This is a genomic window from Aerococcus urinae, from assembly GCF_001543175.1.
Taxonomy (GTDB): domain Bacteria; phylum Bacillota; class Bacilli; order Lactobacillales; family Aerococcaceae; genus Aerococcus; species Aerococcus urinae.
On sequence record NZ_CP014161.1, the window covers coordinates 1,878,429 to 1,897,826 of the forward strand.

Annotated in this window: 14 protein-coding genes; 8 read left to right on the forward strand and 6 right to left on the reverse strand. The window is 46.5% G+C overall.

The features are described from left to right. Nucleotides 1-180: 180 nt before the first annotated feature. Both AWM73_RS08600 and rsmG read right to left on the reverse strand, forming a co-directional pair. Complete coding sequence (locus AWM73_RS08600) at nucleotides 181-4,014, reverse strand: Cna B-type domain-containing protein (protein WP_060778962.1); 3,834 nt, start codon at nucleotides 4,012-4,014, stop codon at nucleotides 181-183. Between the two features lie 461 nt (nucleotides 4,015-4,475). Next, nucleotides 4,476-5,195 carry a 16S rRNA (guanine(527)-N(7))-methyltransferase RsmG gene (gene rsmG / locus AWM73_RS08605; protein ID WP_060778963.1) on the reverse strand — a complete coding sequence of 240 codons (720 nt, stop codon included), beginning with the start codon at nucleotides 5,193-5,195 and terminating at the stop codon, nucleotides 4,476-4,478. Between the two features lie 349 nt (nucleotides 5,196-5,544). Here rsmG and AWM73_RS08610 point away from each other — a divergent pair, with 349 nt between their 5' ends. From AWM73_RS08610 to lrgB, 4 genes are all read left to right on the forward strand, one after another. Then, entirely contained in the window at nucleotides 5,545-7,326 is a 1,782-nt protein-coding gene (locus tag AWM73_RS08610) for a sensor histidine kinase (protein ID WP_060778964.1), read from the forward strand. A gap of 2 nt (nucleotides 7,327-7,328) precedes the next feature. Beyond that, nucleotides 7,329-8,060, forward strand: coding sequence for a LytR/AlgR family response regulator transcription factor (locus AWM73_RS08615; protein WP_060778965.1), 732 nt, complete (start codon nucleotides 7,329-7,331; stop codon nucleotides 8,058-8,060). 155 nt (nucleotides 8,061-8,215) lie between these two features. Next, complete coding sequence (gene lrgA, locus AWM73_RS08620; protein WP_060778966.1) at nucleotides 8,216-8,665, forward strand: antiholin-like murein hydrolase modulator LrgA; 450 nt, start codon at nucleotides 8,216-8,218, stop codon at nucleotides 8,663-8,665. Nucleotides 8,666-8,718: 53 nt separating this feature from the next. Then, nucleotides 8,719-9,402: an antiholin-like protein LrgB gene (gene lrgB / locus AWM73_RS08625; RefSeq protein ID WP_060778967.1), complete on the forward strand. Its 684-nt coding sequence runs from the start codon at nucleotides 8,719-8,721 to the stop codon at nucleotides 9,400-9,402. Between the two features lie 353 nt (nucleotides 9,403-9,755). Here lrgB and AWM73_RS08635 read toward each other — a convergent pair whose 3' ends face one another. The 4 genes from AWM73_RS08635 to AWM73_RS08650 form a co-directional block, all read right to left on the reverse strand. Continuing rightward, the gene (locus tag AWM73_RS08635) at nucleotides 9,756-10,910 is read right to left on the reverse strand and encodes an MFS transporter (protein WP_158083607.1); all 1,155 of its coding nucleotides are present in this window, start codon (nucleotides 10,908-10,910) and stop codon (nucleotides 9,756-9,758) included. A 182-nt stretch (nucleotides 10,911-11,092) separates the two neighbouring features. Then, complete coding sequence (locus AWM73_RS08640; RefSeq protein ID WP_060778970.1) at nucleotides 11,093-12,103, reverse strand: transglutaminase domain-containing protein; 1,011 nt, start codon at nucleotides 12,101-12,103, stop codon at nucleotides 11,093-11,095. A 38-nt stretch (nucleotides 12,104-12,141) separates the two neighbouring features. Continuing rightward, nucleotides 12,142-12,348, reverse strand: coding sequence for a PspC domain-containing protein (locus AWM73_RS08645; protein ID WP_060778971.1), 207 nt, complete (start codon nucleotides 12,346-12,348; stop codon nucleotides 12,142-12,144). A 1,033-nt stretch (nucleotides 12,349-13,381) separates the two neighbouring features. Then, nucleotides 13,382-14,299 carry a magnesium transporter CorA family protein gene (locus AWM73_RS08650; protein WP_060778972.1) on the reverse strand — a complete coding sequence of 306 codons (918 nt, stop codon included), beginning with the start codon at nucleotides 14,297-14,299 and terminating at the stop codon, nucleotides 13,382-13,384. 252 nt (nucleotides 14,300-14,551) lie between these two features. Here AWM73_RS08650 and AWM73_RS08655 point away from each other — a divergent pair, with 252 nt between their 5' ends. Genes AWM73_RS08655 through AWM73_RS08670 form a run of 4 tightly spaced genes read left to right on the forward strand, consistent with a single transcriptional unit; the run spans nucleotide 14,552 to nucleotide 19,315 of the window. Further along, nucleotides 14,552-16,063: an ABC transporter substrate-binding protein gene (locus AWM73_RS08655; protein ID WP_060778973.1), complete on the forward strand. Its 1,512-nt coding sequence runs from the start codon at nucleotides 14,552-14,554 to the stop codon at nucleotides 16,061-16,063. Between the two features lie 50 nt (nucleotides 16,064-16,113). Further along, a complete protein-coding gene (locus tag AWM73_RS08660) occupies nucleotides 16,114-17,037 on the forward strand; it encodes an ABC transporter permease (RefSeq protein WP_060778974.1) in 924 nt (307 codons plus the stop codon). After that, nucleotides 17,027-17,806: an ABC transporter permease gene (locus AWM73_RS08665; protein ID WP_060778975.1), complete on the forward strand. Its 780-nt coding sequence runs from the start codon at nucleotides 17,027-17,029 to the stop codon at nucleotides 17,804-17,806. Before AWM73_RS08660 ends, AWM73_RS08665 begins: the two co-directional genes overlap by 11 nt. Nucleotides 17,807-17,812: 6 nt before the next feature. Next, a complete protein-coding gene (locus AWM73_RS08670) occupies nucleotides 17,813-19,315 on the forward strand; it encodes an ABC transporter ATP-binding protein (protein WP_060778976.1) in 1,503 nt (500 codons plus the stop codon). The last annotated feature ends 83 nt before the right edge of the window (nucleotides 19,316-19,398 follow it).

Below are 19,398 nucleotides of genomic sequence, written 5' to 3' on the forward strand. Positions count from 1 at the left end.
AGAAAAATGAGGCCTCATGATATCGATCTGCTTTGACCTCAAAAGAAAAAAAGTGCCTTGACCCCTGTTGATGACACAGGTCTAAGCACTTTTGGAGTGATTCTTCGACATATCCTTTGTTATTACAATGATTCTTTTCTTACAATATGTCCTTTGTTTATCTTATACCAGGATAAAATCTCAGCGCTTGGATTTGTTATTCTTACCTAGCCAAGCAAAGAGACAACCCACAAAGACTGCTCCCAATCCTAAAGCTAGCCAATCCTGAGTCTCACTATCCAATCCAGTCTTAGGTAAGTCCGCTTTTTTATGGACTTGTTTTTGAGCTGGAAGTGATTTTTCAGCGGGGTGGGAGGGATTGTCGGCAGGATGGCTCACTTTTTCTGTGGCTTTTATTGGAATGTCTGCTTTCTTCGCTTTATCAGCTGGTGGCGTGGGCAGTGTTTCCGGTTCCTTTGGCTTGTCCGGGGGTGTCACAGGCGGCGTTTCCGGCTTCTTCGGTTTGTCTGGCGGTGTCACGGGTGGCGTTTCCGGCTTCTTTGGCTTGTCCGGTGGCGTCACAGGTGGTGTTTCCGGCTTATTCGGTTTGTCTGGCGGTGTCACAGGTGGTGTTTCCGGCTTATTCGGTTTATCCGGTGGCGTTTGTGGTTCTTCTGGAAGATAGGCTTGGTTAACTACTTTGAAGCCGTCCTTCATCCTTCCTAAGTAAGTCACTTTAAAACACTGTCCAGCGATTTGTATCGATCCCTTGGATTCACCTACTTCTTTAATACTGTAGTCGTAGGCTTTGGACTTTTCTATCGATTCGTAAACTGGGAGGTTTTTGAAAGTACCTGTCCAGTGATTTTCCGCCGACAAAGTCACTTTTTTACCAGTCGCTTGGCCGTCGCGGTAGAGTTCTACTTCGAGTTTATCAACTGGAGCGCTTAGTGACTCGCCTTGGAAATTTAACCAATTCTTCGTCACTTTAAGCTCTCTGGTTGGAGGCGTCATTGGTGTCCAGGATGGTATCTCTTGGTTGAGAATGGCGAAGCCATCCTTCATCGTCCCTTGGTAAATCGCTTTGAACCACTTGCCAGCGACTTGTATCGAACCCTTATCTTCACCTACTTCTTTAATACTGTATTCGTAAGCTTTGGTGTTTTCTATCGATTCGTAAACTGGTAGTCCCTTAAAGGCGCCTACCCAGTGATTTTCTGCCGACAAGAGCAGTTTTTTACCAGTCGCTTGGCCGTCGCGGTAGAGTTCTACTTCGAGTTTATCAACTGGAGCGCTTAGTGATTCGCCCTGGAAATTTAACCAATTCTTCGTCACTTTAAGCTCTCGAGTCGGTGGGGTCATAGGAGTCCAGGTTGGTGTCTCTTGGTTGAGAATGGCGAAGCCATCCTTCATCGTCCCTTGGTAAATCGCTTTGAACCACTTGCCAGCGACTTGTATCGATCCTTTATCTTCACCTACTTCTTTAATACTGTAGTCGTAGGCTTTGGTGTTTTCTATCGATTCGTAAACTGGTAGTCCCTTAAAGGCGCCTACCCAGTGATTTTCTGCCGACAAGAGCAGTTTTTTACCAGTGGCTTGACCGTCACGATAAAGTTCCACTTCAATTTTATCGATTGGAGCTTGAAATGCCTCAGCTCGGGCATTTACCCAATTCTTCGTCACTTTAAGCTCTCTGGTTGGAGGCGTCATTGGTGTCCAGGATGGCGTCTCTTGGTTGAGAATGGTGAAGCCATCCTTCATCGTTCCTTGGTGGGTCACCTTGAACCACTTGCCAGCGACTTGGATCGATCCTTTATCTTCACCCACTTCTTTTACGCTGTATTCATAGGCTTTCGAATTTTCAATCGATTCATAAACTGGCAGGTCTTTGAAGGCTCCTGACCAGTGATTTTCCGCCGACAAGATCAGTTTCTTACCAGTGGCTTGACCGTCGCGATAAAGTTCCACTTCTATCTTATCAACTGGCGCGCTTAGTGACTCGCCTTGGGAGTTTAACCAAGCTTTCGTCACTTTGATTTCTCGTCTTGGTATCCTGAATGGAATTTCGGTGTTGGTAATTATGAAACCTCGACTGACATCACCAGCTACTTTTTGTCTGATATCCGTCCGATATCCTGCCACAGGGGCTTCTTCAACGGTATACTCAATGGGACTGCCGTCTGACTTGAATTTAGCTAGATTTTTAAAAGTATGCATCCAAAAGGTATCAACTGAAATTTTGCCTTCTTGAATCTTTTCACCGTCTGCTTTTAAGAAAACGGTGACCTCATTTAACATCTTTCCTATCCACAGCTTAGTGACTTTAATTGATAGTTTTTCTTCTACCTTTTTATTAGTAATGGATTTTATGGCTAATTTTTGTGGATTGTCGAAGTCTTCTGCCCCAATGGCTACGGGACGAGGATCCAATTGATAGCCGATTGGTGCTTGACTTTCCTTCAAGGTGTAGGCATCTCTTAGCAGATTTTTAATCACTATTTCTCCCGCTTGGTTGGTCTCATACTCACCAATAAGGGCGCCAGTACGGTTGCGAATCAGCTTAAATTTAGCGCCTGCTAAGGTTTTATTGGGATCCGCTTGATCCGACTTGATCAGTTTAATTTGATAAACATAGCCTTGGGCCTTACCCCCAGCGGAAATATAGCGATAACGACTGATGCCTTCCTCATTGTTAATCCCATCGCCAGTAAGTCGCACGTAATTTTTAATGACTTCTCCGTCAAGGGCTCGGTAGTCAATTTGGGCCCGATAGGTAATCATCAGGCCTTCGTGAGGTCTTAAGCGACCAAAGTGAATCTTGAAGTCTTTATCATTCGCTCCCCAAATAATCTTCACTTGGGAGGTCACATTCCTCCCATAGTTAAAATCAAAATCACTTTTATTATCGTTCCACTGCCACTTACCCTTATACACGCGCAAACTATTCTTGAGGTATTCCACTTTTTCGCTGACTAAGGCATCTGAAATGACCCCGTTATAAATGTCTTGTCCCTTGCGATTAATAGAAATCCGATACTGGATGATATGATCCCCTAGTCGGCTTTTCCAGGCATCCTTTTGCAAAGGATAAGCTTTGGCTCGTTTGACCCCTTGCCAACGTATATTCCCAGCAAAGATCAGCTGGTTACCGATTTTAAAATTCAGAGGAATATTTTTGGCTTTCTTCTCCTTAGTATGGTCAACCCGGGTGGAGAAAAATAGGGTTCCCTTGATCCCGGAATGTTTTTCGACATAGTCGGTGTAGGAGAGGGTAAGGGTCTTGGATTGTGGATTAACATAACCTCTAGCAACCACTGCTCCGGTCGAATCCTTGACTCCAAAGCGATCAGGGGTATCTTTAAAGACCAGCTCCTTAGGCAACTGAATCGTGGTGATATCTCCCGCTTTAATGGTATTATCCGGGAGTTGAAAGTTCATATTGACCTTAATCGTCATCCATTGGTAGGCACTATTGACTTTCTGACCATTTGCCTTGGTCACGCTTACTCCTGTAATCACATCGTCATGGTGGGTGGGGGCACTTCTTAGCCCCACATCAACAGCCTGGTCGGGCAGCTTGTCTACTCTAGCCTTTTCTGTTGCAAGTATGACTTCCGCAGGCTCTTCGATATTTTTAGGAATTTCCTCTTCTTTGACCCGCTTAGTCTGGATCGTTTTAGTGGAAGGTCTTTCTTCCTCAGTCGCTCTAGGATTGATGGCATGTGCACCATCACTAGCTACTGCAGTTGCTTGGACTGGTTGGGTATTTTCCTTTAATGTCGCTGGTTCTTGGTCGCCTCCTTCTTTCACATGGCCAGCAACTTGACTCGTCGTGTCCTTCTTCTCGATTGAATTTACTTCTTTGTGAGATTCAGAACTTGGAGTGACCTGGTCCTGATCATTTACCTCATTTATTGCCATAACTTCCTGATTAGCAATGGGCGGTCCCAGCTCCTTAGCCTCTACTAGGGTCGGCATGAAACTGAAAATTAACATTGCTATTGCCAATAATAAAGCAGTAAATCCCTTCTTCATTTTTCAACCCTCCTCAATCAATTTTTAAAGCAATCAAAAGATCTTAAGCAAAAAGATAAGGGTTAATAAAACCAGGATATTACTAACCATTCTTGCCCAAGCTTTCCCGCTTTTGACTTAGGAAAAGGCATCATGATTCCAATCATTTCTGTTTTTTCACATTTATTTTAGCACGTTAATTAAATAAAAACTATTTAAAATTGAAAACGTTTTAAATTAGTTTGTTTATTATTAATTACTGTTTATTAATACAAAAAAACTGCTAAGACTTAATCAATCAGCTTAGTCTTAGCAGTTTTTCTAAATAAATATTCTTTGGTGTGACTGTCGCACTCTCTTCTAAACCTGCTCCAAGCGCAGAGCAAGCGTCCTCTTCAGAAAATTCCAACGCACAGATTTCCTGTGCTTATGGTATTTTCTTCCAGAGGTCTTGCTCTTTTTTGCGCTTGTCGCACTCTCCTTTACGAAATGGGTTTCTTATTGGGTAAACCGGCCTTGCGGGGGTATTTATTAGGGGTTTCTTTGCGTTTTTCAATGACTAGGAGATGGCGTTCGCCGGCTTGGCCTGGGAGTTCTAAGGCCAAGTCTTGGCTAAACTTGCCGCCTAAGGTCGCAATAGCCTTCTTAGCATCAGCGATTTCTTCATCCGCCTTGGCTGCTTTCATGGCCACAAAGAGGCCGCCTTTTTTCACTAGGGGTAGGCAGTATTCACTTAAAACGCTCAAGCGTGCGACTGCCCGGGCGGTGGCTAGGTCAAATTGCCCGCGGAAGGCCTTATTTTGACCAAAATCTTCGGCCCGGTTATGGTAGGCCAAAACGCCTGTTAGTCCCAGTTCTTCCGTCACGGTTTCAATAAATTTAATCCGCTTGTTCAAGCTGTCAACAATGCTGACCTGTAATTGGGGAAAAGCAATCTTGAGCGGGATGCTCGGAAAACCCGCTCCCGATCCCACGTCAACCAACTTTTTGCCCGTCAAATCGGTTTCCAAGCTAAAGGCCAGGGTCAGGGAATCATAAAAGTGTTTCAAATACACTTCATCACGGTCGGTAATGGCCGTGAGGTTAATCTTTTCATTCCAGGATACCAGCAGTTGGTAGTAGTTCTCAAATTGTTGCATTTGTAAATCCGTCAGATCAATCCCTTGCAGAGCCAGGGCTGCCTTAAATTCTTCAGGGTTCATGTCAAATCCTCCTTTGACTTTATCCCATTCATTATAGCATAGGCAGGCTCAGTCTATAAATCATCGCCGAATAGCCACTTTCTGCTCTCCTACTTCAGGTAACTTTCCCTCCGAGAAGAAAAAACTTGCGCTCCTTTCCCCTTCATCTGATAAGCTATATAAGTAAAGAGTGTGAGCTGACAATAAAAAAGTGAAACGCTGGAGGAAATATGCGAAAATCCTCACAGAGGATTGACAAATATTACCGAAGCGGAGTTCACTTTTGTCAGCGAACAGGTTTGGAACAGATTTTTGTAGTTATAAAAGAGGCTAAGATCTTTACCTGCCTCGGTGGAAAGGAGCCCATAAGATGGGACTGACGTATCTCGGTGAACTTTTTATTCTCATGATGGAAAGGGTCGGTTTGATTGTTCTCTTAGCCGTCCTCTTAGTTCATTTCACCTATTTTAAGAAATTACTGGTACAAAGAAATTCGCCTAAGCGAATGTTATCTTTAATTATTTTGTTTGGCTTTTTTGCCATTCTCTCGAACTTAGTCGGAATTCAAATTACTTCAGACGGTCTCAAGTATTCTGGCTTGCTGACTCAGATTTCTCCTAATTCATCCATTGCGAACACCCGGTCCCTAGCCATTGGGGTGTCCGGTTTTGTCGGTGGACCCTGGGTGGGGAGCGCGGTCGGTTTAATCGCTGGTGTTCACCGCTTCTTCCAAGGTAATGGATCCAACGCTTTTTATATGGTTTCTTCACCCCTGATCGGTTTTCTAGCCGGTTACGCGGGCAAAAAATCTTCCTCCAGCAATGCCTACGCCCCCTTCATCAAGCCCATCAAAGGATCACTAGTCGCAGTGGGCTTAGAGTGTATTCAACTGCTCTTTATCGGAATCTTCTCTCGGGAAGGCTGGCCTCTGGTCCAATTAATCGCCCTGCCGATGATTCTCTTAAACAGTGTCGGAACCTTTATCTTCCTCTCAACGATTGTCAATACCCTGATCCAGGAAGAACAAGCTCGGGCCGTCCAAACCCACGATGTCCTCGCCCTAACCATGCAAACCCTGCCCTACTTGCGGTCAGGTCTGGAAGGGCTCAAAGGGGAGAAAGCTCAAGAACTAGCTACCATGATCAAGGCCTCCACCAAGGTTTCGGCGGTCTCTTTGACCAACCAAAGCAAAATCCTGGCCCATGTGGGAGCGGGGATCGACCACCACTTTCCCAGCCACGATGTGATTACTGAGCTGTCCCGGGAGGTCATTGAATCGGGACAGATGCGGATTGCCCACAGTAAGAGCGAAATTGGCTGTACCCACCCTGACTGTCCCCTAGAGGCTGCCATTGTGGTACCCTTGAAATCCAACCAACAAGTCCTCGGCTCCATGAAGCTCTACTTTACTAATCCCAGCCAGCTCTCCTATGTGGAAGAGCAACTAGCCCGTGGTTTAGGGGCGATCTTCTCCATGCAGCTGGAACTTGGGGAAGCCCAACTACAAAGCAAATTGCTTCAAGACGCCGAAATCAAGTCCTTACAAGCTCAAGTTAACCCCCACTTTTTCTTTAATACCATTAATACTATCCTAGCGGTGATGCGCTTTGACCATGATCGGGCTCGGCAGTTACTGCTCCAACTGACCACCTACTTCCGCCATAATCTCCAAGCCAGCCGGCAAACCAAGATCCCGGTGGAAAAGGAATTGGAACACCTCTATGCCTACCTGTCCTTAAATGACGCCCGTTTTCCTGACCGCTACCATATTGAACTGGACATGCCCGAAGCCCTCAATCAATACCTCCTTCCCCCGCTCTGTATCCAGGTCCTGGTGGAAAATGCGATCCGCCACGCCTTTCCCGACAAGAAGGACAATAATACTGTGGTCATTGAAATTAAGAAGCTGGACGACAAACTAGAAATTGTGGTCGCAGACAATGGTGTCGGCATTGAGGAAGACCAACTTCAACGCCTGGGTAAGGAAAGTGTCGAATCCAAGGAAGGAACTGGAACGGCCTTAGAGAACCTGGCAAGACGGATTGAGAACCTTTACGGCGACAAAGGCAGCTTCCAAGCCGCTAACCGCTCAACCGGTGGTGCTCGATTTACCCTGACTTTTCCCTTAGAATTAGCTAACAAGGAGGACTAACGATGAAAGTTTTGATTGTTGATGACGAACAAATGGCGCGCCAAGAGCTGGCCTACTTGGTCCAAGAACATGACCAGGTTAGCCAGGTAAAAACCGCCGACAGCATTGACCAAGCCGTCACCATGATGTTGGATGAAAAGCCCGATATCCTGTTTTTAGACATCCACCTCGAGGGCGAAACCGGCTTTGACCTGGCAGAAAAATTAAAGGCTGTCCATAACCCACCCTATCTCATCTTTGCCACAGCCTATGACCAATATGCCCTAGAGGCCTTTGAAGCCAATGCCAATGACTATATCTTGAAACCCTTTGAAGAGTCCAAGATCCATGCCGCCATCGATAAATACTACCAAAGCTTGGAACGGGCTAATGGCCAAGTCGACCCAGACCAGGAAAGTAAACGCCATGAGGCTATCCCCATCCAAAGTAATGACCGAGTCTACCTCCTCCGTCCCGAAGAAATCTACCTGGTTTCGGTCCAAGGCCATACCCTCAGTATCGAAACTTATGACAAGACCTATGACATGGCGGGCTCCTTAAGTGCCATCGAGAAGAAATTACCCAAGGACCTCTTTTTAAGAACCCACCGCTCCTACTTAATTAATATCGACCAGATCCAAGAAATCCAACCTTGGTTCAACCAAACCTACCAAGTGACCTTGAGAAACGGCAGTAAGGTGCCCGTTTCACGGTCTTATCTCAAAGATTTTAAGGACCGCCTGCCTATCGAATAAAAATTAAGCCTGTATTTAATGTCCAGGCTCATGTAAGTTATGTTCCAATCCTCGCATCTTATGAATAAAACCGCTTCCATCCTTGTTATTAGGCTAAACTATGATTGTCAAATAAATGTAGAGTTAATAATAACAAACAAAGGGAGCGATTCATAATGGATAAGAAACAAAACAAAAAACAAGAGGTTAAGCAAGCCAACTTTCTAACCCAAGCGGGGATCTTTGCAGTGATTATGTTAATTTCATCCTATCTCTCCAAACTATCCCCTATTCCTATGCCCGCCTCAGTGATTGGTTTAATCTTACTTTTCGCCAGTCTCTGCCTAGGCATTGTCAAACTGGAACAAGTGGAAAGCTTATCACAAAAACTGATTTCGATCCTTTCCTTCCTCTTCGTCCCCTCCGGAATTTCCTTAATTAATTCCCTGGGGATTATGGCCACATCCGGCGTGCAAATTGTTTTCCTAGTCATCTTCTGGACCATCATGGCCATGGTATTCATCGGTTACATCGGTGAAGGAGTTGAATGGGTACGCAAGAAAGTGGCTAACTCACAAGAAAGCAGCGAAGGTTCTTACTCTTACGGTAATAACGCTAGCCACTAGTGCTCAGACCTTAGATCAGTAAGCAGTTATCAGAAGAAGGAGCGTTAATCAAAATGTCACCCTATTTAGGAATTGTTATTTCATTTGTTGCCTTTGGAATTGGGACTTGGTTATACAATCGGTTTAACCATTTCTTCCTCTTTACCCCACTCTTTGTCGCTATGATTTTAGGGATCGGTTTCTTAGTCGTCACCGGCATCCCTTATGAAGCTTATCAATCCGGTGGAAAGGTGATCATGTTCTTCCTAGAACCAGCCACCATCGCTTTTGCCATTCCACTCTATAAACAAAGAAAATTACTGGTTAAATACTGGAAACAAATCGCTATTATGTTAGTTGGTGGGATGGCCCTTTCCTTGGTATCGCTAGGAATCATGGCCAAGTTAATCCATATGGATAACTCAATCATTGCCGCCCTCTTACCTCAACCAGCGACTACCGCTATTGCCCTACCGATCGCAGAATCCTTAGGCGGTATCTCCTCCATCACTGCAGCAGCCGTGATCTTTAACGCCGTGATCGTTTCCGCTGTCGGTAAAGGCCTGCTCGAATGGCTCCATATCGAAGATCCCGTTGCCCGTGGTCTTGCCTTAGGGACAGCCGGACACACCATCGGAGCAGCCGTTGGTTTAGAAATGGGTGAAACCGAAGGCGCTATGGCATCCGTTGCCATGGTCGTAGTCAGCGTCTTGACCGTCTTCGTTGTCCCCATGATCGCACCGCTCTTTGGTATCTAATCCTTATTTTAAATACGCACCCTTCAAAAAAATCACTCTAGAATGTGCTCTAGAGTGATTTTTTATTTCTCTTATTTTTATTATTGAGCTGTTATGAAACACGGCTACTTTGAATAAATGGCTTCGAGCAGTAGTGGAGCTTTGAAATTGGTCGTTAGCCATGAACAAGCAAGCGATGTGAAATACGGGTAGTTGGCGGATAGCCATACTAACCGTTTGAAGCTCGCTAGGTGAGGGACCTCGGCCCGAACCGATGCCATGGCTTTTCAACGACCAAATTTCAAAAGCAGAACGAATGCTCTTTTTTACCATTTATTAAAAAACTTCTTTCGTGATCGCTATGGCATAGCGGTCTATTTATAATATTGTCTAAAGACGGTAACCACAAGGGCAGCTACCAGGAAGAGTAGCATAGCTATTAAGAGGTTAGCTGCTAAGCCTAGGCCTTGGTAGAGGGAAGCGCCCATGACACTGGCCCCCATAATGGAGAGGTCAAAGACCGTGGTTTGAATGGACATGGCCACGTCATGGCCCTTGTCCACTTGACGAATCACCGAATTCTGTAAGAGAGAAGAAATGGGACCAAAACTCATCCCCCAAAGTACCATGGCTCCTAGTCCAAGGACCGGGTGGCCAGAGAGGGCTAGGAAGACAAACATGGCGATAGCTCCCGCTAAAAGAGCCCCTTGCATTAAGTGCTTCAAGTGGGAGTCAATCAAACGAGCCACAATCCAAACCGCTAATAGGGCTCCGACGCCAAAGAAGATTTGAGAGCTTTGCAGGGCCAGACCCAGGCGATCACTAATCAATTGGATATAAACATAGACACTGTATTCAGCCATCACCATCAAAAAGACCACTAAAATAGCCACACGAAAACCTGGTTTCTTCAAGACATCCGTCGGTTTGATCCGGCTGTCGCTAGCCTGTCCTGGAATGGAAGGGAGAATTCGCCAAGCCAAGATTCCTAAAACAGCAAAAGCTAAAGCAGTCGCTAAAAAGGCGATCCGCCAGCCCGCTACTTGACCGAGACGGGTCCAAAGCGGCAAACCGAGAGAAATCCCAATCGGAGACCCCGCCAAAGCAATTGTCCCGGCCTTGCCCCGGTTTTCGCTGGAAACCATATCCATGGCATAGGGGCCCAACATGGACCAAAATGTTCCAGCACTGGCCCCACCAATCAAGCGTCCCATAAAGGCCAGGGGAAAGTTAGGAGCCAAGAAGACGAGAAAGTTCGACAAGGCAAAGCCACAAGTTAACACTAATAAGAGCGGCCGGCGGTCAAACTTGGTCACCACCTGGGTCATAGGGATCGCTAAGAGACCTGCCGGTAAGGCATAGCCTCCCACCAGGTAGGACACCGTCCCATAATCTACCCCCAGGTCATCCCCCATTTGCACTAAGAGGCCGGAAGGTAATAATTCCGAAATAATAGCTAATAAGACTAACCCCAGCATCACCATCAAGGGTAGCCAGGGCAAACCCTGCTGTTCTGTCTCTGTTTTCATTAATTCACAACCTTTCTTGATCTTGTCATATAAATAGGCTGGGACAAAAGTTCCAGCCTCGTTTCTAAATAAGAACTCTTTAAGTAAAATCTTCTCCAAAACTAGCCCTGCCGCCCGCATGCAGGATTTTTGCGATTTACTAGGGCAGAGCAGGCAAGAAAAGCGCGCTCTCCTAATAGCAACTAACGTATCTTATCGTCAGCAAAGTGGGTATCAGACAAGTCCACTAGGAAGTAATCATACCGCTTGAAGTCAGCTTGGGGATTATTGAGGTCCACGGGATCATCCCAAGTTGTATCTACCCCCAGCCACTGACCATTGACTTGGACCAAGTTCCAGGCGTGGTCGATGGGCTGGTTCTTATCAGCATGTTGATAGGCAATTCCCGTCCGGGCCAGTGACTTGACCCCACTTTCATCACACATCATTTGAAAGAGTCCGGCATAGGCCTGGCAGACCCCAGTACCTTTGGAGAGAATGCAGGCCGGCGAATAAATCGACACGCCCTGGACATCATTCCCCTCACCCAGGTGGTAGTGGGCTTTGTCAATAATGGCATCATGGATGAGGCGGACCTTTTCATGGTCGCTCTTGCCCTGGATCTGACTAGCAAAGTTACGGGCATAGTCACGGATGGCCTGGTCAGCAGCAGCGTCATGGTGGAGACGGAAGGTCAGTAAGACCTTGAGCTTATTAGGACTGGCCTGATAGGAATAAGCATTAGCATAGTCCAGGACAATCCCGTAATAAGTGCCATATAAGTCTTGGCGCATACGTTCAAAGAGAGCTGAACCACTGGCTTGAGGCGCGGTCACATCAACCACAAATTGATAGGTGCCCTGCTCTAATTGCCTTTGAACAATCGGCAAGAGGTCGGCATAGTTCGCTTCCTTTACCTCGCCAGCTAGGGGAGCCTCTTTAAATTGCTGGATGACTTCCTGCTTAGACGGCGCTTGAGGCCGGCCTTTCTGCTGAGAATTCTTCTCTTGCTGAGCTTTTCCAGAAGTTGGCTGGCTCCCCTCTCCAGAAGCAGATTCGACCGGCTTGGTTTCACTCTCTTCTATGACTTGGCTAGTCACTTCTTCTCGATCAACCAGTTGGTCTTCTACCCAGTTGAGAGCTTGCTTATGGTCACAGCCCCACAAAAAAAGCAGCATGCTGAAAAATAGGGCCAAAACTTGTCTCTTTTTCATACATACCACCCCATTATGATTTCATCAAACTGCTCGTGTTATTCTTGTGGATCGGGTTCTTCAGGAATAATTAAAGCCATCAATAAGTACATCCAGAATCCAACTGACCCACCTAAGAAAAGGGCAACGAAGATGATTCTAAAGATGACTGGGTCAACATTGAAATATTCCCCCAGACCACCACATACCCCTAGGAAGGTGCGGTCATACTTTTTACGATACAAACGTTTGCCTTGAAAATCCATCGTTATAGCTCCTTTCACAGACTATCACTGCCTTTTAGATACCTTTATTATACCCTAAACGTCAGCAATTCTCATGTCTAAGCGCCAGCTGAGGCTAGCTTTTAATCTTTTATAAGTAAGTGATGGAGCATTCCCTTATTTTACCGTAAAGGGCAGTCAGATTCACGGTGTTTTTTCTTCCAATTGCTATAGCTGTTCGAAGCGTTAGCGAGTTACAGATATAGTATGCGTAGCGGTTTCGTCCTTTAGTGTGACTGTCGCACTCTAGTGAAAACGTGCTCCAGTCACAGGACGAACGTCCACTTCAAAAACTGCCAACGCTCAGCTTTGCTGAGCTTATGACAGTTTTTTCCAGTGGTTTCGTCCTTTAGTGTGACTGTCACACTCTAGTTGAGCTCGGATGCCAGCCTTGAAGTTGCTTCAGAAAATTCCAACGCACAGTTCCCTGTGCTTATGGTATTTTCCTCCAGCAATTCAAGTCTCTAGCGGCGTCCTCACATCCTTACAGTTGAGTTCGGAAGGGTGAGGGGATGTCCTTTCAGAAAAGTTGAACGACCATCAAGCTGGTCTTATCATCTTTTCTTCCAAGTAATCACCCTCACTGATCCTTCCTCACATCCTTTTCAAACCTGCTCGCTGACAAAAGTGAACTCCACTTCAGAAATATTTGTCAATCCTTTTCAAGGATTTCCGCATATTTCTTCCAGTGTTTCACTTTTTTGTCGTCAGCTCGCACTCTAGCCAAACCTGCTCCGGGTGCAGATCGATCTCCACTTCACTAAAGTGCAAGAAATTCTTTTAAAGAATTTTTGCTCTTTAGCTCCAGTTGCTATAGCTGTTCGAAGCGTCAGCGAGTTACAGATATAGTATGCGTAGCTCTATCGATCTTTGACGCACCCGTCGCACTCTAGTGAAAACGTGTTCCAAAAGGCAGCCCTGACGTCCGCTTCACTAAAGGTCGACGAATTCTCTATGAGAATTCTTTCGCCCTTTAGCTCCAGCGGTTCAGGGCTCTTATGCCTTTTGTCACACTCTAATGCTTATCAAAGAAGCGTTTTAGGATTCTGGCTAGGATCCACCAGCCTAAGGCGGAGATGATTAGGGCGAAGACCCAGGAAAAGCGGCTTTGGACAAAGGGGAGGTCCATATTCATCCCGTAGAAACCGGTCACGATAGTCGGTACGGTGAGGAGGATGGAGAGGACGGTAAGGATCCGCATGGTCTCATTCAAGTTGTTGTTCAGGACATTATTATAGGTGTCGGAGAGGCGGTCGAGAATTTGCCAGGATAGCTCGGTCATTTCCACTAACTGCTTAGCTTCAATGACCGCGTCGTCCAACTCCTCAATATCAATTCCGTCCAAGCGTTTAAAAAGCGAAGGTGAGCGGAATTGTTCCAAGAGAATTTCATTTTGCCGGGCCCCAGTACGGAAATAAGCAATCCCGGTTTCTAAGTCTGACAGGTTGAAGAGGTTCTTACGAGTAGTCCGGGACCGTAATTCCTTAGTTAAGAGATTGCGCTCCCGGTCCATCTCCTCCACCAAGGGGAAGTATTCCTTAACAATCAAAAAGAGACTAGAGAAGAGGAACTTATACAGCCCCTCATCCGAGTGGCGGTGGATATAATGCTTCATCAGCTGGATGACATAATCATTATCCTCATGGGCAAAGGTCAAGAGGACATTGTTGCGAATGATAAAGGTCATCGGCAAGGTTTCATAATGGTAGTTCACCTTCTTCTTATTGGCAATATTAAAAATAATCAGCAAGGTATCAGTATCATCATCGTACTCCAAGCGGGCCCGTTCATTCTTGTCGCTAGCATAGGCCAACATTTCTTCACTGATCCCGTAAGTATTCCCAATATCCAAGAGGTCATCTAAATCATCGACCGGTAAATTAATCCAGGTAAACCGTTCATCCATTGGTCCATATTCTTTCACTTTAGCCATGCTCTCACTTCTTTCCTCACTTCTTTATCAATCATTGCCCCACTATTGTAGCACTGACCGTCTCCTAAAGCTTCTATTAGCACTAAAATGGGCTTTTTATTTTTGCTTAAAGCGCTTCCAAATTTAACTTGTTTTATCTGTCTACATATTGTAAAATCGGTAAGGGAGTTCCCTATATATAGTTTGCTTACGTCTTAATCTAGGGAATCAAAAAAGCAACCCTTAATAAAATTTTTATAGAAAGGTATAGCTATGAATAAAAAATTATTAAAATTCATCGTCCTTTGCTCCTCTAGCTTGACCCTCTTTCTAGCTGGCTGCCAAGCTGGCGGCGACAGTAAGAATCAGGGCCAAGCCAGTCAAGACAGCTACCAAGTCGGCCAAAGCCTGGTCGCTAGTGACCTGGACCCCTTAAGTTCCAGTTGGTCCTTGGCCAGTCACGGGGTCGCTGAATATGTTTACCAACAAGATCCAGACGGGAATCTCTACTCCCGCTATATCGCTGAACTTAACCATGTCGATGACAATACCTGGCAAGCAACCACAAAAAACGAAGCTAAGTTTGCGGATGGTAGCGTCGTTGATGCCCCAGCTTTAGCGGAATGCTTAAACGAGATCCAAGAAAAGAACCCACTGGCTAATGCCACAGCTGGTAAGATGACCTTTACCGCCGATGATGATAGTCATCTCACCATTACCACCGAGCGTCCTACCCAAGTGATGGACTCCGTTCTCGGTGAATGGACCAATGTGGTCTATAAACGCGACGGCGACCAAGTCATCTACTCTGGCCCTTACCAAGCCAAGAACCTACAATCCGAAGAAAAGTTAGACTTGGAACCTAACCCCAACTACCCCGATGCTGACCAAAGAAAAAATGTCACCATTACCGCCTTTAACGACGAAGCAGCCATGAAGTCTGCTTTCCAATCCGGGGAATTAGACCTGATCGCTCCGATTTCACCCAACCTAAAGGAACAATTAGACAAGGCCGGGCAAAAGACCCAATCCTATGATGCGGGTTACCAATACTTTGCCCTAGTTAACATCCAAAGGCCCCTATTCAAAGAAGCTAAGATGCGCCAGGCGCTTGATTTAGCCTTGAACCGGGAAGACTACCTCAAAGCCCTCAAAGGCGGACGGCTTCCTAGCGGTCTCTTTGCAGACATTTACTCCTTTAACGCCGATGTCCCCCTAGAACATGACAGCGAAAAAGCTGAAGCCCTCTTAGATGAACTCGGCTGGAAGAAAAATGACCAAGGCCAACGGGAAAAGGACGGCCAAGCCCTAGAGCTTAATGTAGCTACCCTGTCCTTCCGTCAAGACCTAGTGACCATTGGCCAAATCCTTTCTTCCCAACTCAATCCTTTGGGCATTAAGGTCAACGTCCAAGCCTTAGACAACGCTGAAGATGTGAAGACCGGGTCTCCTTATGACCTCTTACTTTACAGCCAACACACCGCTCCATCGGGTGAGCCAAGTTACTTCCTCAACCAATTCTTTAGAAGTGACGGATCCAACAACCGCTTTGACTACAGCAATCCGGAAGTGGACCAAGAACTTGACCAATTAGGCCATGAAGCTACTCCCGAAAAAAGAGATGAAATCGCTAAGTCCATCCAAGAAAAAATCATTAATGACCGCCCTATCATCCGTCTGGTCGACCCAGAATGGCATGCGGGGGTTGGCGCTGACTTAGGCGACTACCAACTCTATTGTGGTGACTATTACATCGTTAACCCTTCCTTAGGGGTTAATAAATAGGGAAAACTAAAACACAGAAAAGACGTAAGCAAGATTTGAAGGAGGTAAGTATGAAGTTAAAAACGCTAGCCAAAGCTCTGGGCTTCCTCTTTTTATTGAGTCTCTTTGCCTTTTTCATCACGCGCTTAATTCCGGGCGATCCGGCGACCTTCTACTTAGAAGCTAAGCAGCTGGCCCCTAGCCCTGAAAATATCCGCCTGGTGAATGAAGAGTTTGGTTTAGATCGTTCTTTACCGGTCCAATATTTCCATTGGATCAGCCATTTCATTACTGGCGATTGGGGCACTTCCTTCTATTCCAGTCAACCCATTCGTCAAGAAATACTCAACCGCCTACCGGCTTCTTTAACAGTCGGCTTGGGTGGGCTCTTGTTAGCGATGCTGGGAAGCTTTTATCTAGGCTTCCTAGCATCGCTTCGTTCTAATGGCTTCTGGGACAAGCTGAGCCGAGGCCTATCCCTAGTCTCCCAGGCCATTCCTAGTTTTATTTTAATCATTATCTTTATCCAAATTACCAGTGTCCGCCTCCAATGGTTCAAGTTCTACACTGAAGAAAGTCCCTGGGCCATTGTCTTTGCCTTAGTCGTGGTGGCCCTCTACCAAGTCGGACCCCTCTCTAGGATTGTATGCCGCCACTTTGAAACCACCCAGAAGGAAACCTATATCAAGGCCCTGGTCTTACGAGGCTATCCTCTAAGGACTGCCCTGGGTAAATACGGCTGGCAAGAGTCCTTGTACGGCTTACTGGCTGCCTCCCTGGCTCAAATGAGCTGGGTCATGGGGGGGACGGCCGTAGTGGAATATTCCTTTGGCGTGGCCGGGATTTCTAATTACCTGGTCCACAGCATGCAACGGCGCGACTACCTAGTCATCCAGTCCTATATTATGATTGTGGGCTTATGGATGCTGGTGGTCCAAGTGATCTTCCACTACTTGATGAAGTCCCTCAGAAAGGAGACCAGTTATGTCAGCTAAGCAAAAAATCTTAACTGGGGGTCTCCTGCTCTTACTTGTGGTATTTTTACTGATTCCTTCGCCGGACTACTTTCAAACCGATATGGCTAATATCTTAGCCCCGGTCTCTTCGGCTCATTGGCTAGGAACCGACCACTTGGGCCGGGATGTCCTGGCCTTAATGCAAGCGGGCGCCCTGCGTACCCTGACTGTGGTAGCGGTCGGCGGAAGTCTTTCCTTAATTTTGGGGACAATTTTGGGCATTGTTGCCGGCTATTACGGGGGCTATTGGAAGAGAACCATCCTGCTCTTTGCCCAAGCGCTCTTGATTTTACCTAGCTTCATTATGGCCTTAATTATTACCGCCTTAATTGGGCTGACCCCAATAAGTGCCGGCATTGTCTTAGGGATCGGGGCCATGGGCAATTATATCTTCCAAGTTTCTGCCCTCACCGAAGAACTCAAGGAAGAGGAATTTATTATTACACTAAGAAAACTAGGCCTATCTAACTGTGCCCTGATCAAGGACCACTTGGCTAAAAATTTACAGCCCTATATCTTAACCAATTTGGCCAACCGCCTGAGTGGGATGGTTTTATCCTATGCCAGCCTGGCCTTTATCGGATTGGGAACGGACATTGTCCAACCCGACTGGGGGACCTTACTCTATGACTACCGGCTCTATGTCTTTGAGCGTCCCTTACTGGTTCTCGCCCCTACCCTGGCGATTTTTATCCTGGCCCTACTCTTCCAAGCCCTGTTTGACCGCCAGGCCGTCTTAGAAAGGTGATGACTCATGGATTCAAAACCCCTATTAAGCATTAAAAACCTTCAAGTGGCCGTCCAAGGGCAAACTTACGTCAAGAACCTGTCCCTTGAGGTCTATCCCGGTGAACGATTAGGACTAGTAGGCCCTTCTGGCGCCGGTAAGAGTCTGACAGTCAAGGCCATCATGAACTTCCAAGACCAAGTCCAGGTCAAGGGCCAGGTCTACTACCAAGGCTTGGGTGACATTGTTGACCTGTCGCCTAAAGGCCGCCAACAAGCCTTGCCCCAGGAAATTGCTGTTATTCAACAAGAGGCACTCGACAGTCTCAACCCCCACTATGATATTGGCTTTCAGTTGGAACTAGTGATGAAACAATTCCAACCCCAAGTCGACAAAACCGACTATCCGGCTGTCTTTGACCGGGTCTTAAAGCAAGTCAACCTCAACCATTCTGACCAGGTCCTAGCCAGTAAACCGGCCCAACTGTCAGGGGGAATGAAACAGCGAATTGTCATTGCCATGGCCCTCTTACAAAAGCCCCGGCTGATCCTAGCCGATGAACCCACCACCGCCTTAGACCGGGTCAACCAAGAAACTTTTATTGACTTGATCAAGTCAGTCAGCCAAGCTGAAAACATTGCTCTCCTCTTTATTAGTCATAACTTAGAATTGGTTAGCCAACTCTGCAGCCGCTTGGTCATTATTGACCAGGGCCACGATATTGAGACCAATAGCGCTCAAGCCATCTTTAATCATCCCCAAGCATCCACTACCCAGCGCTTGGTAGAAAGCGTGGCCTACCGCAAGGCCGCTAGCCAGGACTTTGTCAGTCAACGGCCCCAAGGCCAAGAGCCGGTCTTGAAGACTCAGGATCTTAGTCTCCACTATCCCGGCGCAGACAAGCCGGTCCTCCAAGAAGTCAACCTGGACCTCTATCCCGGGGAATTTGTCGGCTTGGTAGGCGAATCCGGCTCAGGCAAGTCCAGCCTGGCCAAGTTACTGACTGGTCTCTATCCCAAGAGTCAAGGTGAGATTATTTTTAAGGGGCAGACTTTAAATAGTCAGTCCTTGGAAGATTTTCAAGGCATTCAGATGATCTTTCAAAACCCCTACCAGGCCTTTGATCCCCACTACCGGATGGAGGAAAACTTAAAGGAAGTCTATCAGATTCCTTATATTAAGGCTAAGTACCCTTCACCGGAGACTTTTGAGGCCAAGTTAAAGGAACTCGCCCAGCGGCTCAAACTCAACCAAGACTTAATGGCCAAGTCGCCCAAACAGCTGTCAGGTGGTCAGGGACAGCGCTTTGCTATTCTAAGGATTCTCCTGGCCCAACCCGACGTCATTATCGCTGACGAAATTCTGTCTGCCTTGGACTGGGATATTGCTCTAGAGCTGATTGACTTACTCAAGGACCTGCAAAAGGACCAAGACTTCGCCATGATCTTTATTTCCCATGATTTAGCCATGGTGAAAATCCTCTGCACCCGCATCTACCAGATCGAAGCCGGGCGGATCAGTCAACTATAAAATGAAATCAACAAAAAACATCCCACTTCACCAAGCTGATCAGCTTTGATGAAGAGGGATGTTTTTACATTTATGAGTGAATT

Coding starts and splice junctions, on each gene's coding strand:
- AWM73_RS08600 (WP_060778962.1), bottom strand. CDS start 4,014: ATGAAGAAGGGATTTACTGCTTTATTATTGGCAATAGCAATGTTAATT.
- rsmG (WP_060778963.1), bottom strand. CDS start 5,195: ATGAACCCTGAAGAATTTAAGGCAGCCCTGGCTCTGCAAGGGATTGAT.
- AWM73_RS08610 (WP_060778964.1), top strand. CDS start 5,545: ATGGGACTGACGTATCTCGGTGAACTTTTTATTCTCATGATGGAAAGG.
- AWM73_RS08615 (WP_060778965.1), top strand. CDS start 7,329: ATGAAAGTTTTGATTGTTGATGACGAACAAATGGCGCGCCAAGAGCTG.
- lrgA (WP_060778966.1), top strand. CDS start 8,216: ATGGATAAGAAACAAAACAAAAAACAAGAGGTTAAGCAAGCCAACTTT.
- lrgB (WP_060778967.1), top strand. CDS start 8,719: ATGTCACCCTATTTAGGAATTGTTATTTCATTTGTTGCCTTTGGAATT.
- AWM73_RS08635 (WP_158083607.1), bottom strand. CDS start 10,910: ATGAAAACAGAGACAGAACAGCAGGGTTTGCCCTGGCTACCCTTGATG.
- AWM73_RS08640 (WP_060778970.1), bottom strand. CDS start 12,103: ATGAAAAAGAGACAAGTTTTGGCCCTATTTTTCAGCATGCTGCTTTTT.
- AWM73_RS08645 (WP_060778971.1), bottom strand. CDS start 12,348: ATGGATTTTCAAGGCAAACGTTTGTATCGTAAAAAGTATGACCGCACC.
- AWM73_RS08650 (WP_060778972.1), bottom strand. CDS start 14,299: ATGGCTAAAGTGAAAGAATATGGACCAATGGATGAACGGTTTACCTGG.
- AWM73_RS08655 (WP_060778973.1), top strand. CDS start 14,552: ATGAATAAAAAATTATTAAAATTCATCGTCCTTTGCTCCTCTAGCTTG.
- AWM73_RS08660 (WP_060778974.1), top strand. CDS start 16,114: ATGAAGTTAAAAACGCTAGCCAAAGCTCTGGGCTTCCTCTTTTTATTG.
- AWM73_RS08665 (WP_060778975.1), top strand. CDS start 17,027: ATGTCAGCTAAGCAAAAAATCTTAACTGGGGGTCTCCTGCTCTTACTT.
- AWM73_RS08670 (WP_060778976.1), top strand. CDS start 17,813: ATGGATTCAAAACCCCTATTAAGCATTAAAAACCTTCAAGTGGCCGTC.